The 15,649-nt window shown below is 67.5% G+C and carries 9 protein-coding genes; 6 read left to right on the forward strand and 3 right to left on the reverse strand.

Features of this window, described 5'->3' with window-relative positions; all coding sequences use genetic code 11:
• Positions 1–25: 25 nt before the first annotated feature.
• Positions 26–1,903, forward strand: a complete 1,878-nt coding sequence (locus QRO93_RS08610) for an aspartyl protease family protein (protein ID WP_180878835.1) — start codon at positions 26–28, stop codon at positions 1,901–1,903.
• 65 nt (positions 1,904–1,968) lie between these two features.
• On the opposite strand, the gene QRO93_RS08615 is transcribed toward QRO93_RS08610, so the two are convergent.
• The 3 genes from QRO93_RS08615 to QRO93_RS08625 form a co-directional block, all read right to left on the reverse strand.
• Positions 1,969–3,324: a Gfo/Idh/MocA family protein gene (locus QRO93_RS08615; RefSeq protein WP_180878833.1), complete on the reverse strand. Its 1,356-nt coding sequence runs from the start codon at positions 3,322–3,324 to the stop codon at positions 1,969–1,971.
• Between the two features lie 65 nt (positions 3,325–3,389).
• Positions 3,390–6,365, reverse strand: coding sequence for a TonB-dependent receptor (locus QRO93_RS08620; protein WP_053451062.1), 2,976 nt, complete (start codon positions 6,363–6,365; stop codon positions 3,390–3,392).
• A gap of 122 nt (positions 6,366–6,487) precedes the next feature.
• Entirely contained in the window at positions 6,488–9,847 is a 3,360-nt protein-coding gene (locus QRO93_RS08625) for a TIM-barrel domain-containing protein (protein WP_180878831.1), read from the reverse strand.
• A gap of 322 nt (positions 9,848–10,169) precedes the next feature.
• Here QRO93_RS08625 and QRO93_RS08630 point away from each other — a divergent pair, with 322 nt between their 5' ends.
• From QRO93_RS08630 to nagA, 5 genes are read left to right on the forward strand one after another with little or no spacing between them, the layout of a single operon-like run.
• A complete protein-coding gene (locus tag QRO93_RS08630; protein ID WP_053451064.1) occupies positions 10,170–11,324 on the forward strand; it encodes an SIS domain-containing protein in 1,155 nt (384 codons plus the stop codon).
• Positions 11,317–12,255: an ROK family protein gene (locus QRO93_RS08635; RefSeq protein WP_180878829.1), complete on the forward strand. Its 939-nt coding sequence runs from the start codon at positions 11,317–11,319 to the stop codon at positions 12,253–12,255. Before QRO93_RS08630 ends, QRO93_RS08635 begins: the two co-directional genes overlap by 8 nt.
• A gap of 16 nt (positions 12,256–12,271) precedes the next feature.
• Positions 12,272–13,606, forward strand: a complete 1,335-nt coding sequence (locus QRO93_RS08640; RefSeq protein WP_180878827.1) for a D-tagatose-bisphosphate aldolase, class II, non-catalytic subunit — start codon at positions 12,272–12,274, stop codon at positions 13,604–13,606.
• A 33-nt stretch (positions 13,607–13,639) separates the two neighbouring features.
• Complete coding sequence (locus QRO93_RS08645) at positions 13,640–14,416, forward strand: DeoR family transcriptional regulator (protein ID WP_164087518.1); 777 nt, start codon at positions 13,640–13,642, stop codon at positions 14,414–14,416.
• On the forward strand, positions 14,413–15,540 hold the full coding sequence (nagA, locus tag QRO93_RS08650) for an N-acetylglucosamine-6-phosphate deacetylase (protein WP_180878825.1): 1,128 nt from the start codon (positions 14,413–14,415) through the stop codon (positions 15,538–15,540). The genes QRO93_RS08645 and nagA overlap by 4 nt, the downstream gene beginning before the upstream one ends.
• Positions 15,541–15,649 lie beyond the last annotated feature (109 nt).

Here is a 15,649-nt window from a genome sequence, read left to right on the forward strand (position 1 = left end):
CTGACCCAATGAAGGAGGTGAAGCGATGCGTTTGCGACGGATGCTGTGTGGCCTGCTGTGGATGCTGGCGGTTCCTTTACACGCCGCAGCGGTGGATGCTGCCGATGTGCTGGCCAGGGCCCGCGCAGCCAGTGGCGGCGAGCGCTGGCAGGCTACACAGCACCTGCAGGCTGAGGGCGAGCAGTCGCTGGGTGGTCTGCATGGGCGGTGGGAGCTCAATCAGGATCTGCGCGCCGGGCGCTATGTCGAACAGGCGCAACTGGGCACCTTCGCCGTTGCGCAGGGCTTTGACGGGCGCCTGTCCTGGCGGCGCGACTACGGCGGCGAAGTCGGCCTGCTGGATGGCACCGTGCCACGCCGCACCGCGCGCACGCAGTCCTGGCTGACCACCCGCGGCTACTGGTCCAGCGCCTACCCGGCCTCACGCTTTGCAGGCCCGCGTGGCGGGATTCACAACGGACAGCGCTATGACGTGCTGTCAACCACGCCGGAGGGAGCGGACCCGATCGAGCTCTGGTTCGACACCCGCACTGGCCTGCTCGGCCGGGTGGTCATTGCCTCCGCGCGCACACCCACCGCCACCACGCTGGAAGACTACCGGGCCGTGGAAGGTCTGATGTTGCCCCACCGCATCATCACCGACACCCTCGATGCCCAGGGCCGTGCCGATCCACGATTGCGCAGCGACGTGCGGGTGCAGCGCTATCGGGTGAACAGCCCGATGCCGGACGCACGGTATGCGCCACCGGCGATGGCCGCCGACAGCTACATCGAGGATGCCAGCGGCACCACCCGCGTTCCGTTCGACCTGATCAACAACCATGTCTATATCGAGGCCGAGGTGGATGGCCAGCCGGCGCGCTTCCTGGTCGACACCGGCGCCATCAACCTGCTGACCCCTACGGCGGCCAAGCGCCTGGGCCTGACCGCCACGGGGCGCCTGAGCGTGCACGGCGCCGGCGACAACGCCAGCGACCTGGGCCTGGCACAGGCCCGCCACCTGCGCATCGGTGGCGCGCACCTTGCAAACCCGGTGTTCCACATCATCGACCTGGGCCAGCAGATCAACTCGATGGGCGTGCCACACGATGGCTTCATCGGCTATGAGACCTTCCTGCGCTTTGTCACCACCTTCGACTATGGCGCGCGCGCGCTCAGCTTCACCCGGCCGGGCCACTACCAGCCGCCCGCCAACGCCGTGATGCTGCCGTTCGAACAGGACGATCGCGCACCGGTACTGAATGGCGAGCTGGACGGTATCCCGCTGCGTCTGTGGCTGGACACCGGGTCACGCAATTCGCTGAGCCTGAGCAGCCCGTTCGTGCGCACGCGTGGGCTGCTGGAGAAGTACCACGCCAGCGAGGAAGCAGTGCTTGGCTGGGGCCTCGGTGGCCCGGGGCGCGCGCGACCAGCACGGCTGGGTGTGCTGCGCATGGGCAGTGTCGAGGTCAATGGCCTGGTCGGTGATCTGTCCAGCACGGACAAGGGTGCGCTCGCCCTGGCCGACTATGGCGCGATTCTCGGTGGCGGCGTGCTGCGGCGCTTCTCCATGGGCATCGACTACGATGCCAAGCGCCTTTATCTGGTGCCCAACGCTGAAAGCACGCAGCCCGATGCCTTCGATCGCAGCGGGTTGTGGCTACAGGCCGAGGACGCTGCACTGCGTGTGGCCGATGTGGCACCAACCAGCGCCGGGGCGCGCGCCGGGCTGCGAAGGGATGACCGCATTGTCATGATCGATGGCGAGCCGGTGGCCACGCGGAAGCTGGGCGACTGGCGCGCGCAGCTGCGCGAGCGCCCGGTGGGAACCGGCGTGGGCGTCCGTTATCTGCGCGATGGCCGGCAGATGGATACCCGGCTGGTGCTGGCCGATCGGGTAGCAGAGCGCTGGCCTGCGCAGTGAGGCAGGAAAAACAGCAACGCCGGGCAATGCCCGGCGTTGCTGTCACCGCATGGAAGGGGCAGAACTCAGTACTTGCCGTCGAACGCGAAGATCGGCTTGCGCTGCTTCCACGCGCCGGCAGTGAAGTCCGGGAACTTCAGCGTCTGGAAGCTGTTGGCGATCGACTGCTCGCTCAACGGCGTGATCGCACTCCAGGTCACCGCGTCGTAGATGTCGATCGGCATCGGCGCCTTGGCCTTCAGCGCTTCCACGAAGGCATGGATGACGAACCAGTCCATGCCACCGTGGCCGGCGCTGGCGGCGGTGTCCGCGTTCTGCTTCCACAGCGGATGCTCGTACTCGTCCTGGTACTTCTTGAACTCTTCCCACTGGTGCGGCGGGCTGCGGCCTTCGATGTGGATCGAATGGTTGACATCCATCCACAGGCCCTTGGTGCCCTGCACGCGGAAGCCCATCGAATACGGGCGCGGCAGCGAGGTGTCGTGCTGCAGCAGGATGGTTTCGCCGTTCTCGCAGGCCAGCGTGGTGGTCACGATGTCGCCCAGCTTGAACTTGACCCTGGTGCTGGGATGGGTGGTGCCGCCACTCTTGGCCACGGTGTATTCGTGCAGGCCGCGCGCCTTGGTCGCGAACGCATTGATGTGGGTGAAGCGGTTGCCGCGGTTGATGCCGGTGTACATCGCGCAGGGGCCGATGCCGTGGCTGGGGTACAGCTCACCGTTGCGCTCGACCGAATGCTCGGTGCGCCAGCGCGCTTCGCTCCAGCCCTTGGGGCCGAATTCCACGCCGCTGTCGTACGGCTGGCTCGGATCGCCGGAGTTGAACTTCACGCCGCGCAGGTCGTGCTGGTAGCCGGCCTGCAGATGCACCAGCTCGCCGAACAGGCCCTGGCGCACCATCTGCAGTGCGGCCATCACGTCACGGCGGTAGCAGACGTTCTCCAGCAGCATGTACGGGGTGCCGGTGCTCAGCTGGGTCTTCAGCACGTCCCAGTGGTCCTGCAGGGTGATGCCGGCCACCACTTCGCAGCCCACGGCCACGCCGGCCTGCATCGCGGCAATCGCCATCGGTGCGTGGTATTCCCACGGCGTGGCGATGATCACGCCATCGATGCCCTTCTGTTCCAGCAGGCGCTTCCAGGCGTTGGTGTCACGGTCCTGGCCATAGGTCTTCGGCGCCGGCTTGCCGGCCTTGCTGACCATGTCCACGGCGCGGCCGAGCATGATCGGCTCGATGTCGCACAGCGCGACCACCTCGACGTCGTCGCGGCGCACCAGTTCCTTCAGCAGCACCAGGCCACGCATGCCGGTACCGATCATGGCCAGGCGCACCTTGCGCCCGCGTGCCCATGCCGGGGTCTGCGGCAGCAGGCTGCTGGCGGCGACAGCGGCGCTGGCCGCGATGAATTCCCTACGCTTCATGGCAAACATCTCTCCTCTAGGCAGCGTGCCGGCCGCAGCCGGCACGCCAGGTCACGCAAACGGAATTACTTGAACCGGTAGCCGATGGTCACACTGTAACCACGACCGAAGATGGTCGCGTAGTCACTGGAGTCACCCAGGAAGCTGTTCGGGTCATAGAACGGCAGGCGGTTGAACAGGTTCTTGACGGTGAAGCTCAGGTTCCAAGCATCATCCGGGCGCCAGGTGACGCTCATGTTGGCGGTCCACCACGACGGTGCACCGTCACACTTGCTCTTCTGCAGTGCCAGGTAACCGCCGGTGCAGGTTTCCTTGTTGTTGCTCACTTCGTCGACCTGGTCGGTGGCCCACTTGGTGCCGCCCACATAGTTGACGAACATGCTGGTGGTGACCTGCTTGTAGGTCCAGTCGGCATTGAGCGTGGCACGCAGGCGCGGGTTGTTGTAGTAGCCCACCACATCGCCGTAGTACCAGCCGTTCTCCGCATCCATGTAGAAGCGGTTGCGGTTGGCGATGGTGGCGGCCAGGCCGATGTTCAGGTTGCCCCAGTCACCCAGCGAGAAGCGGCTGCGCGCATCGATGTCAAAGCCGTCGATCAGGGTCTTGCCACGGTTCTTGTACTGGCCGACCACGCTGGCCACGTTGCCCGCCGAGTAGCCCGGCAGGTTCGCCGGGCAGCTCACGCCGCTGGCCGGATCGGCGCACATCGCCGCCAGCTGCGCCAGGTTGGCCCGGTCGCTGTCGGTGATCGGCGAGCGCGACATCGAGATGATGTCTTCCATGCGGCGGTAGTCCGGCGCAACGATCTCGTTGTTGCGGTAGATGAACCAGTAGTCGGCCGACACCGACAGCCAGCTGGCCGGCTCGTAGACGAAGCCAAGGGTAGCGATCTTCGCTTTCTCCGGCTTCAGGTCCTTGTTCGGCTGGGTCATGCGTGCCACGGTACGGTTGCAATCGACGTTCAGCAGGGTCTTGCCGAGGTCGACATCGCCCGGCCGCTGCGACTTCAGCAGCAGGTTGGCGATGGCGTTGGTCTCGTTGCAGCGCAGCTCGTCGCGGAAGCCGCCCAGCTGTGCGAACACGCCGCCGTTGCCGGACTCGGCCAGGCTCGGTGCGCGGAAGCCGGTGGAGTAGGTACCGCGCAGCATCAGCTGATCGAAGGCCTGGTACTTGAAGCCGATCTTCGGTGCGATGTTGGCACTGAAGTTCGGGTACTTGTCCACGCGCACCGCCGCATCCAGCTCCAGCTTGTCGGTGATCGGCGCCACGGTCTCGGCGAACAGCGCATAGGTGTTGCGCTTGCCGTCGAACCACGAGCCGCCCTGCTGGGTGATCAGGCCGTTGGCCGCATCGGCGTTGCCCGGGGTGTAGAAGGTTTCGCGGCTGGCGTTGAAGCCGAACGCTGCACGCATCTCGCCGGCCGGGAGCTGGAACAGCGGTCCTTCGATCTTGCCGTCCAGGGTATGCAGGCGCGTCCACGACTGGATGTCGAAGGTCGGGAAGGCTTCACGGATCAGCGCGGCGTTGGCTTCGCTGATCTCGCCGAACTTGTACGCCGGATGATCGGAAATGATCACGCGGCCGGTGCCCGGATCGATCGTGTACGGGCCGAAGGCCTTCTCGAAGCCCTTGGTGTTGACGTTGATGGTCTGGTAGGTGGTGGAGTGGGTGCCGGCGCTGGCGAACGCGGTTTCCCAGTTCCAGTCGCCCACGTTGCCGCGCGCGCCGGCCAGCACACGGTAGCTCTTGTCGGTGTTGCGCTGGCCGAAGTAGTTGGCGCCGGCATCCTGCAGCAGGTACTGCAGGCCGACCACGCCGCCCATCATCGCCTTCATTTCCGGGCTGGCGTGGTTGTACTCGTTGTTCGGGCCCAGGAACGGATACAGGAACTGATTGACGTTGTTGCCGGTATTGCGCGAGAACCAGCTGGTCGGGTTGCCGGTGGTGGTGCCGTAGGTGCGCGGGGTGCCACCGTTGGCGCGCAGGTCGATGTCGGTGTAGGTCGCCTCGGCGAAGATCTCGGTGCTGTCGCCCACCAGGAAGGTGCCGTTGAGGTAGGCGGTGTTGCGCTCGGACTTGGCGCCGGCATCGATCTCGTTGTTCATCCAGGTTTCCCAGACGCAACGCGGGCCGGCCGCTTCACTGGTCAGCACGTTCTTGCAGCCCGGTGCCGCCTCCTGCACGCGGCGGCCGGTGACCGGATCAAACGCGAAGTAGCTGCCCGGGTTGAACTCGCCCGGCTTGCTGCCCACGCCCAGGCGCAGGTTGTTGAGGTAGTTCGGGTTGTTGACGTAGTACTGGTCGGGCCGCTTGTCGTAGAAGTCGCTCAGTGGAATCGCGTCGCGGCGGTACATGTTCACCGCGCCGTAGATGTTGAAGCGGTTCTCGGCCAGGTCGCCGAAGCCGGCGGTGATGCTGGCCTGGCGTTCGCCGTAGGAGTCGATGCGCGAGGAGGTGTCGTTGGTGAAGCTGACTTCGGCACCCTGGAAGTTGCGCTTGGTGATCACGTTGATCACGCCGGCCACCGCGTCGGTGCCGTACACCGCCGAGGCGCCGTCGGTCAGCACTTCCATGCGCTCGATGGCCGCGGCCGGAATCGCATCGATGTTGACGAACTGGGTCTGGAAGCCGGCCGGTGCGCCGTAGTACGAAAGGCGACGACCGTTCAGCAGCACCAGCGTGCCCTGTGCACCCAGCCCGCGCAGGTTGGCCTGCGAAGCACCGTCGGAACCGGTGAACAGCGAACGCGCGTCCTGCTGTGCCGGGCGAGCCGCCGGCAGGTTGTCCAGCACCTGCAGCAGCGTGCGCGCACCCATGTTCTGGATGTCCTGCTTGCTGATCACCTGCACCGGCGAGGCGGTTTCAACGTCGGTGCGGCGGATGTTGGAGCCGGTCACCTCGATGCGGGCCAGGTCGGTGGCCTTGTCCTTGCTCTCTTGTGCAACGGCAGGAACGGCGACCGAGAGCAGCACGCCGGCAATGGCCAGCGTCAGCGGAGCGATCGAGCGACAGGGGGGGCGGTGGTGGCGTGCGGGCAACATCGGGGTTCTCTCCTGGCAGGGGTGCGGCGCGAATGGTGGATCGGCGGGCAAAACGCTCCCGGGCCACGGCCGGCAGGGCCGTAGTCGGTATGGGCGGGGGGAGGAGCGGTGTTACGAGGCGGTCATGGGGCGACGATGCTGGCGGAGTCGCCCTCCTGGCCGATCAGCACGGCGTTGGCCCAGTTGGCACAGACCTGGGCGGGTTGGCTGCCCTGCGCACCCAGCGTGCGCAGACTCAGGGTGGAAAGGCCACGGATGTCCAGCTCCGGTTTGACCACGCCGGGCGCCTTCACCAGGCCGCTGTCGTACAGCAGGCGGTTGTCGCCCCAGACCTGGAACTGCAGGCCACCGGCAGTGCGGCACGCGTCGTCGATGCCGAGGTCGGCGCGCAGCAGGCGCCAGCCGCCCTGCAGGCGCAGGTCGATGCGGCTGTTGGCGGCCACGCCCAGGCCACGGCGGAACTGCAGGCCGTTCATGCGCATGCCGGCATCGCCACGGAACGACTGGTCGGCGCGCACCTGGCTGGCCAGCGCGGCCGGCACCGGCAGCTCGGAGAGATAGCGCTGCCGGGCCGGTCGCTCCGGTTCCTGGTGCTCAAGGATGTGGAAGGTGGACAGCGCGATCGGGCCGACGTCGCGCGGCTGCAGCGCATCGAAGGCGCGGGCACTGCCCTGCGCTGCGGTGACCATCGGGTCGGTGCTGCTGGCGCCGTCGCCCTCCGGGTTCTGCACGCTCAGCACGCGGAACCGCAGCAGGCGGCCTGCATGCGCCGGGAAGTCGATGCGCTGCACGCCTTCCTTCAGCTGCAGGCGGCCACGGGCAATCGGCTCGCCCCACTCGCCATTGCTGTCGCCCAGGTACACCTCGTAATCGCGCACCTGGCCGTGCTTCCAGTTCTTGTCGTTGCGCGGGGCGATGTCGATGCCATCGATCATCCTGCGCTCGCCAAAGCCGATCACCCACTCGTGTGCCCCGGTGCGCACCGCCTGGTTGCGCACGCTGCGGAACCAGGTGCCGGGATCGTCGTCGAAGGCGTTTTCCAGAGCATGGCCGGGCTCTTCGGCCGGGCGGTTGACCACCAGCAGGCTGTCGGCCGGCAGTTCGCGGCCGAGCACCGGCGCGGCGGGGTAGGCATCATCGGCGACGGCAGCGGCTACCGCGAAGTCCAGCTGCAGCTGCAGCGGTTGGCGGATGTCCTGCGCGGTTGTGCGCACATGCAGCGTTCCGCGGCGCTCCTGGGCGTCGAAGTACCAGCCTTCGGCCGCAGTGTTGAAGGCGGCGGCGTCAGCCAACGCAGGCAGCGCGCGGCCGCCAGCCTGCACCGCACGCGGCGCCTGCCGGCTGAGTACGCGCAGGCCATAGCGACGCTGCGCCAGCTGGCCGTTGTACTGGCCCAGCACCGCATCGATCTGCACCTGCACCGGGCCACTACCCTGCGCCGGTGCCTGCACGCGGATCACCTGCGTGCTCGACTCGCCCTGCTGGTAACGGCGGGTGTTGCCATCGTCTTCGTACAGCGTGTACTGCGAATCACCCTGCGGGTACAGGTCGAAGGTCACTTCATCGAGCGGCTTTTCACCGTCGAACAGCATCGAGGGGTACATCGGCAGGATCGCACCGGCACGCACGAACACCGGCAGCGTGGCCAGGTCGACCTGGCGATCCAGCTGCCGTCCGTCGGCGGCGGCCTGCACGCGGCGACCATCCCAGTAATCAATCCAGCCGCCGGCCGGCAGGTGGATGTCGCGGCGCCAGCCACGGCTAGCCGCCTGGCTGCGATACACCGGCGCCACCAGCAGGTCGCGGCCGAGCAGGAACTGGTACTTGTAGGTCTCATCCTGCGCATGCGGATCGCGCGGGTTGTCCCACATCAGGCCACGCACCGGCGGCGCGCCGGTCTGCGCGGCCTCGTGCACCAGCCCGTACATGTACGGGGTCAGGCGCATCTTCAACTTCAGGTAATCGCGGTTGATGCTGCGGTAGGGCTCGTCGTACCACCACGGGTGCTTGCGCGCGTTCGACGACCAGCCGCTCATGCCCATCAGCACCGGGGTGAACGCCTTCCACTGCAGGTCACGGGTGAAGGTTTCGGCGCTGCCGCCGAAAATCGCGTCGACGTCACCGCTGGCGTAGGCCATGCCGGACAGGCCCGAACCGACCAGGGTCGGCACGTGCCAGCGGATGTAGTCCCAACTGCTGCTCTGGTCGCCGGTCCAGGCCACTGCGTAGCGCTGGATGCCGGCCCAGCCCATCACCGTCCACAGGAACGGGCGCGAATCGGAATTGTCGAGGATGCCGTTGAACGCCTGGCGGTTGGCGTCCATCGCGAACTGGTAGCCCTTGCCGGTCCAGGCCACGTCCAGCTTCTGCACGCGGCTGCCGGCCTTGCCCACTTCCCAGGCGATCTTGTCGACGCCGTTCTCGGTCCACAGGCCGGTGCGGAAGCCGTAGCCGGCCAGGCCCTTCACCGTTTCCGGCAACTGCTTGTAACCGCAGCCATACCCATCGTTGGGCAGGATCCAGCCACCGGGCATGTCGTGCGCGCGGTACTGCTTGGCCACGCTGTCGATCACGTCGGGGGTGGTGCCGGTCGGGCCGTCGCTCCAGCCCTCGGGCACGGTACCCGGCTTCTTCGCATTGTCACCGTCGTTGTAACAATCGGCATCACCATAGGACAGCGCCCAGCGCGCGACCATGTTCGGGCGGCCGGTCAGCTGGGTGTAGCGTTCGATCAGCTTCGGCAGGTCGGCGCCGACGAAGTAGTACGCATCAAACCGATCTTCGCGATGCAGCAGCGTGGCCTGGTCAGGCTGGCGCAGGTCGTAGCTGCCATCGCTCCAGGTGTTGCGCAGCATGCCCCAGCCGCGGCTGCTGAGCAGCATGGGTGCCGGGCTCGGGCGGTCGCCCTCTTCCCAGCCACCGGAATAGGACACCTCCAGCTCGCGGCCCTTGAACTGGTAACGGCCGTTCTGCTGGCCACCACCGAAGTAGCCTTCGTCAGCCTGCGAGGACAGCACCTGCACGCTCTGCGTGGCATCCAGGTCCAGCGGCTGCAGTTCCTGCCACAGCGCGGTGGGCTGGCCGTTGTCCAGGCGCTCCAGGCGCATGCGCAACGGCTGCCGCTGCACATGCAGCACCAGCGCATCGGTACGCACGCGGATTTCCTGCGCGTCTTCTTCCAGCTGCGCCTTTACGTTCGCCTGCGGTTGCGGCAGTACGATCGGCGCGGCCTTGTCGCCCGCGCCGGTCAGCGTGCCATTGCGGCCGGCCTGCACGCGGATGATGTCGGTCGCCGGCAGTTCGATGCGGATGCGCGCGCCCTTGTCGGTCTGCAGGTCCCAGCCCTGCACGCCGTCGCGGCTGTCGCTGGCGGCCACCGAACGCAGGTTGCCGACCGGCTCCGCCCGGGCCGGCAGGGACGCCAGCATCAGCGCCGGCAACAGGGCCAGCATCAGCGGCGAGCGACGAACGCAGTTTTCCACGCGGACTCCCAACCCGTTCACCGGGCGTTTCGAAAGCGGTTGGGCCGACTCTAGGGCAGCGATTCGAAAGATGTCAACAAATTGAAAGGAAAAAGGAAGATATATTCCTTTGAAACGAAAGTTGTTGCGTCGCAATACTTTGTGTAAGCGCTTGCAGGCGCCTGTTAATCATTGTGCGATACGGCATCCAGCCTCTTCTTTCGTTTTCCCGCACGTCCAGCTCAAGGCAAACACGGCATCACATTTTCTTTCTTTTTGCTTTCGGTATTTGACATTTCGAAAGAAAACACAGATGGTGCGCTGGCCCAACTGGAACCTCCGAATGGACGTCACCCTGCTTTCCGATGTGTCCGCCTGGCAGCGCCTGGGCGGAGCCGATACCGCTACCGAAATCGCCCAGCAGCCTGCGCTGTGGGAAGCCCTTGCGCAGGATCTGTCGCGTGCCCGCGACCGCCTGCAGGCCTTCCTCGGCGACAGCCTCAACGATCCCCACCAGCGCGTGCTGTTCACCGGCGCCGGCAGCTCCGGCTTCATCGCCGAGATGGTGGCCGACGCGATCAACGCGCAGTGGCCGGCCGACGTGCGCGTGGTGCATACCACCAGCCTGCTGACCCACCCGGCGCTGTACCTGCAGCGCGACCGCCCGACCCTGCTGGTCTCGTTCGGCCGCAGTGGCTCCAGCCCGGAAAGCGTGGCGGCAGTGGACCGCGTGCGCGGCGACGTGGATGACGCACGCTTCCTCGACATCACCTGCAACGCCGATGGCGAGCTGGCCCGCCGCGGTGCCGGCCGTGCCGATACCTGCACCCTGCTGATGCCGTCGGCCAGCTGCGACCGCGCCTTCGCCATGACCAGCAGCCTGACCTGCATGCTGCTGGCCGCGCTGACCGTATTCGACCGCTCGCCGTGGGACGCGCGCATCGCGCGCCTGAAGCAGATCGCAGCACTGGCCCGCGAAGGCCAGGCGCAGTGGGATGCGCCGGTCGCCGCGCTGGCGCAGCGCCCGTTCAACCGCATCATCTACCTCGGCAGCGGCCCGCTGGAAGCGCTGGCCCGCGAGTGCGCGCTGAAGGTGCTGGAGCTGACCGCCGGCCGCGTGCTGGCGCTGGCCAATACGCCACTGGGTTTCCGCCACGGCCCGAAGTCGACGCTGGACGGCAACACGCTGGTGGTGGTGCTGCGCAGCGTGCAGCCGCTGGCGCGCCGCTACGAGCAGGACCTGCTGGAAGAACTGCGCCGCGACGGCGTGGCCGGCCAGGTGCTGGCGATCGGCCCGCATTCGGATATCGGTGCCGAAGACGAATACACCCTCACCGTGCCGGCACTGGATGACCCGTGGCTGGCGCCGGTGTGGCTGGGCTTTGCACAGCTGTTCGCGCTGCAACGCTCGGCCGCACTCGGGCTGACCCCGGACAATCCGTTCCCGGACGGCACCGTCAACCGCGTCGTCAAGGGCGTCACCATCCACCATGGCTGAGCTGATCGCCCACGCCGGCTACGGCATCGACATCGGCGGCACCAAGATCGAGCTGGTGGCGTGCGATGCGGCGATGCAGGTCACCTGGCGCCGCCGCGTCAGCACGCCGCAGGGCGACTATGAAGGCTTCCTGCAGGCGATGCTGGGGCTGGTGGCCGATGCAGATGCCGCACTGGGCCGCAACGACGCCGCCATCGGCATCGCGCTGCCCGGCGTGCGTGATCGCCGCACGGGTCGCCAGCTCAGTGCGAACGTGCCGGCGCTGACCGGCCACAGCGTCGCCGCCGATCTGCAGGCCCGGCTGCAGCGCCCACTGCATTTCGGCAACGACCTGCAGTGCTTCGCCCTGTCGGAAGCACATGGCGGTGCCGCCGACGGCTACCCCAGCATGTTTGGCGCCATCCTCGGCACCGGTGCAGGCGGTGGTTTCTGCCTGCACGGCCGCCTGCTGTCCGGCTTCAACGGCCTGGCCGGCGAATGGGGCCACTGGAGCGTGCCCGGCCACCTGCTGCAGCGCCACGGCCTGCCGCTGATCGACTGCGCCTGCGGCCTGCAGGGCTGCGTCGAGCGTTACGTCTCCGGCAGTGGACTGGCGATGATCGAACGCCATCTGGGCGGCAGTGCCGCCGACGCCAGCGCGGTGATCGCACTCGCCGAAGCCGGCGATACCCGCGCGCGCAAGGCGCTGGACATCCACCGCGACCTGCTCGGCCACAGCCTGGCCGCACTGGTGCTGGCACTCGACCCGCACGTGATCGTGCTGGGCGGTGGCCTCTCGCAGTACGCGCCGCTGTACCAGCAGCTGCCAGCGGCCATCGCCGCCCATCTGTTCAACGGCGTGCAGGTACCGCCGATCGTGCCGCCCCGCTTCGGCGATGCCGGCGGCGCACGTGGTGCTGCCCTGCTCGCCTGCCACCCCTCGTTTTCCTGATGTCCGGAGCCTGACCATGTCCCCGTTGCAGACCCTGCTTGCCTCCCACCGCGCCGGTGCCAACGTCGGCCTGTACAGCGTCTGCTGCAGCAACGAGCAGGTGCTGCGCGCCGCCATGCACGTGGCGCTGGCGCACGGCACCGTGCTGCTGGTCGAGGCCACCTCCAACCAGGTCGACCAGTTCGGCGGCTACACCGGCATGACCCCGCCGCAGTACCGCGATTACGTCGGCACCCTGGCCGATGAGGAAGGCTTCCCGCGCGAGCGGCTGATTCTGGGCGGCGACCACCTCGGCCCGAATGCCTGGCAGAAGCGCCCGGCCGCCGAAGCGATGACCCACGCCCGCGTACTGATCGAGGCCTACGTCGCCGCCGGCTTCCACAAGATCCATCTGGACTGCAGCATGTCCTGTGCCGATGACCCGGTGCCGCTGCCCGATGCCATCGTCGCCGCACGCTCGGCCGAGCTGGCCGGGATCGCCGAGCGCACCGCCGCCGAGCATGGCCTGCCACCGCCGGTCTACGTGATCGGTACCGAAGTGCCGATTCCCGGAGGCGAAGCCTCGCTGGCCGAAGGCCTGCAGGTGACCACGCCCGCGGCCGCCGCGCAGACCCTGGCCATCCACCAGCAGGCGTTCGATACGCCGCAGCTGCGCGATGCCTGGCAGCGCGTGATCGCGATGGTGGTGCAGCCGGGCGTGGACTTCGACCACAGCAGCGTGCACGAGTACGATGCCGCCGCCGCTGGCACGCTGGCCGATTTCCTCGAACAGCAGCCGCGCATCGTGTTCGAAGCGCACTCCACCGACTATCAGCGCGAAAGCGGGCTGCACGCACTGGTGCGCGACCACTTCGCCATCCTCAAGGTCGGCCCGGCCGCCACCTTCGCCTACCGTGAAGCGCTGTTCGCGCTGGCTGCGATCGAAGCGGAACTGCTGCCGGCCGCGCAATGCTCGCGCCTGCCGCAGGTGCTGGACGAGGTGATGGTGGCGCAGCCGAAGTACTGGCAGTCCTACTACCAGGGCGATGACGCCGCACTGCGCCTGCTGCGCAGCTACTCCTTCAGCGACCGCTGCCGCTACTACTGGGGCGAGCCGGCGCTGGTGCAGGCGGTGCAGACCCTGTTCGCCAACCTGCAACAGCACGCACCGCCACTGGTGCTGCTCAGCCAGTACCTGCCGGAGCAGTACCGTGCCGTGCGCGAGGGCGCTCTGGCCAACACGCCCACCGCACTGGTGCAGCACCGTATCGGCCTGTGCCTGGGCGAGTACGCCCGCGCCTGCAGTGCCAACCAGGCCGGCATCCGCACGCGGACCGCAGCCTCGGCTGCCGCCGTTCCTGCGAACGGCTAATCTCTACCTTTCCCCGCGAAACCGAGAATGGCCATGCGCAACACCCGCTCCCGCCGGCAACAGATCCTGCAGCTGCTGATCGAGCATGGCTCGGTGCAGGTGGCCGATCTGGTCGAGCGCTTCGGCGTGTCGGCGGTGACCATCCGGGCCGACCTGACCCATTTCGAGTCGCAGGGCCTGGCCAACCGCACCCACGGCGGCGCCACCCTGGTGCGCACGCCGCCGCAGGAACAGGACATCCACGAGAAGGATGCGCTGAACCTGCCGCTGAAGGAGTCCATTGGCGCCTGCGCCGCACGCCTGGTGCGCCCCGGTGACAACATCATCATCGATTCCGGTTCGACCACGATGACCCTGGCCCGGCACCTGCGCACACAGCGCGACGTGACGGTGATGACCAACGGCCTGAACATCGCCTGGGAACTGGCCAATGCACCCGGCATCAACGTGCTGCTGACCGGCGGCCTGCTGCGCCAGCAGTCGCTGTCGCTGCAGGGCAGCCAGGCCGAAGCCAGCCTCAACTCGTACAGCTTCGACACCCTGTTCCTGGGCGTGGATGGCCTGGACCTGCAGTTCGGCCTGACCACCCACGACGAAGCCGAAGCCCGCCTCAACCACCGCATGGTCGAGCGCGCGCGCCGCATCGTGGTGCTGACCGATGCCTCCAAGTTCGGCCGCGTCAGCCTGCACCGCATTGCGCGCCTCGACCAGATCCACACCATCATCACCGACGCCGGCATCGACGACGCCACCCGCGAGGGACTGCAACGGCTGGGCATCGAAGTGATCATCGCCGAGCCCACCACATGACCGACACCCGCTCCCTGCAGGGCCGCATCCTCACCCCACTGGGTTGGCGGCGTGGCCATGTCCACTTCGATTCGCACGTGCGCCAGCTGCAGGTGGACGACCACAGCGGCGCTGACGATCTGCAGCTGCCGGTGATCCTGCCCGGCTTCATCGACCTGCATGTGCATGGCGCAGCCGGCGTGGACCTGATGCAGGGCGGCGACGTGGCGCGCACCATTGCCCGCACCCATCTGCGCTTTGGTACCACCACGCTGCTGGCCACCACCATGACCGCTGGCCTGGACGAAATCGAGCAGGCGCTGCAGGGCGTGGCCGCCACCATGGCGGCACCAGATGCAGAGGCCGCGAGCATTGTCGGCGTGCATCTGGAGGGCCCCTTCATCAGCCCGCAACGGCTGGGCGCGCAGCCCAACCGCACGATCGAAGCGACGCTGGCCCTGGTGCAGCAGCTGCACGCACTTGCCCCGATCCGGGTGATGACGCTGGCGCCGGAGATCGGCGAGCACACCGCGTTGATTCCCGCGCTTGCAGCGATGGGCATCCGTGTGCAGCTCGGCCACAGCGCCGGTACCTACGAGGAAGGCGTGGCCGCGCTGCAGGCCGGAGCCTCCGGCTTCACCCACCTGTTCAACGGCATGACCGGCGTCGATCACTATCGCCCGGGCATTGCCGCGGCGGCGCTGGCGCATGCGCAGTACGCCGAGATCATTCCCGACCTGCAGCACATCCACCCCGGCGTGATCCGGCTGGCCGCGCGCGCGATCCCGCGCCTGTACGCAGTGACCGACGCCACTGCCGCCACCGGCATGCCCGATGGCGAATACGCCCTGGGCGAGCAACGCGTGCACAAGTGCGGCGGCTGCGTGCGACTGGCGACCGGTTCGCTGGCCGGCAGCGCGCTGACCATGGACCAGGCGTTGCGCAACCTGGTGCGGGTCGGGCTGGACCTGGCTGACGCCTCGCAACGCGTTTCCACCTTCCCTGCCGACTACCTTGGCCTGGGCGATCGCGGCCGCATCGCGCCCGACGCCCGCGCCGACCTGGTGGTGCTGGACGCCGAACTGCGCCTGCAGCAGGTGGTGGTCGGCGGGCACGTGGTTGATTTGAACGCTGCAAACGCCTGACGTGCCGCCCGTCCTGACGCCTGGAACACCTGACGTACCACCGCTCCTTGACGCCGGAAATGCCTGACGCACCGCCTTTGTAGAGTCGAGCTTGCTCGACTGCTCTGCC

The sequence above is a fragment of the Stenotrophomonas maltophilia group sp. Smal17 genome, from assembly GCF_030237045.1.
GTDB lineage: Bacteria > Pseudomonadota > Gammaproteobacteria > Xanthomonadales > Xanthomonadaceae > Stenotrophomonas > Stenotrophomonas forensis.

What these genes read in the sequence shown, in the direction of transcription:
- QRO93_RS08610 (WP_180878835.1), top strand. Translation starts at nt 26, where the DNA reads ATGCGTTTGCGACGGATGCTGTGTGGCCTGCTGTGGATGCTGGCGGTT.
- QRO93_RS08615 (WP_180878833.1), bottom strand. Translation starts at nt 3,324, where the DNA reads ATGAAGCGTAGGGAATTCATCGCGGCCAGCGCCGCTGTCGCCGCCAGC.
- QRO93_RS08620 (WP_053451062.1), bottom strand. Translation starts at nt 6,365, where the DNA reads ATGTTGCCCGCACGCCACCACCGCCCCCCCTGTCGCTCGATCGCTCCG.
- QRO93_RS08630 (WP_053451064.1), top strand. Translation starts at nt 10,170, where the DNA reads ATGGACGTCACCCTGCTTTCCGATGTGTCCGCCTGGCAGCGCCTGGGC.
- QRO93_RS08635 (WP_180878829.1), top strand. Translation starts at nt 11,317, where the DNA reads ATGGCTGAGCTGATCGCCCACGCCGGCTACGGCATCGACATCGGCGGC.
- QRO93_RS08640 (WP_180878827.1), top strand. Translation starts at nt 12,272, where the DNA reads ATGTCCCCGTTGCAGACCCTGCTTGCCTCCCACCGCGCCGGTGCCAAC.
- QRO93_RS08645 (WP_164087518.1), top strand. Translation starts at nt 13,640, where the DNA reads ATGCGCAACACCCGCTCCCGCCGGCAACAGATCCTGCAGCTGCTGATC.
- nagA (WP_180878825.1), top strand. Translation starts at nt 14,413, where the DNA reads ATGACCGACACCCGCTCCCTGCAGGGCCGCATCCTCACCCCACTGGGT.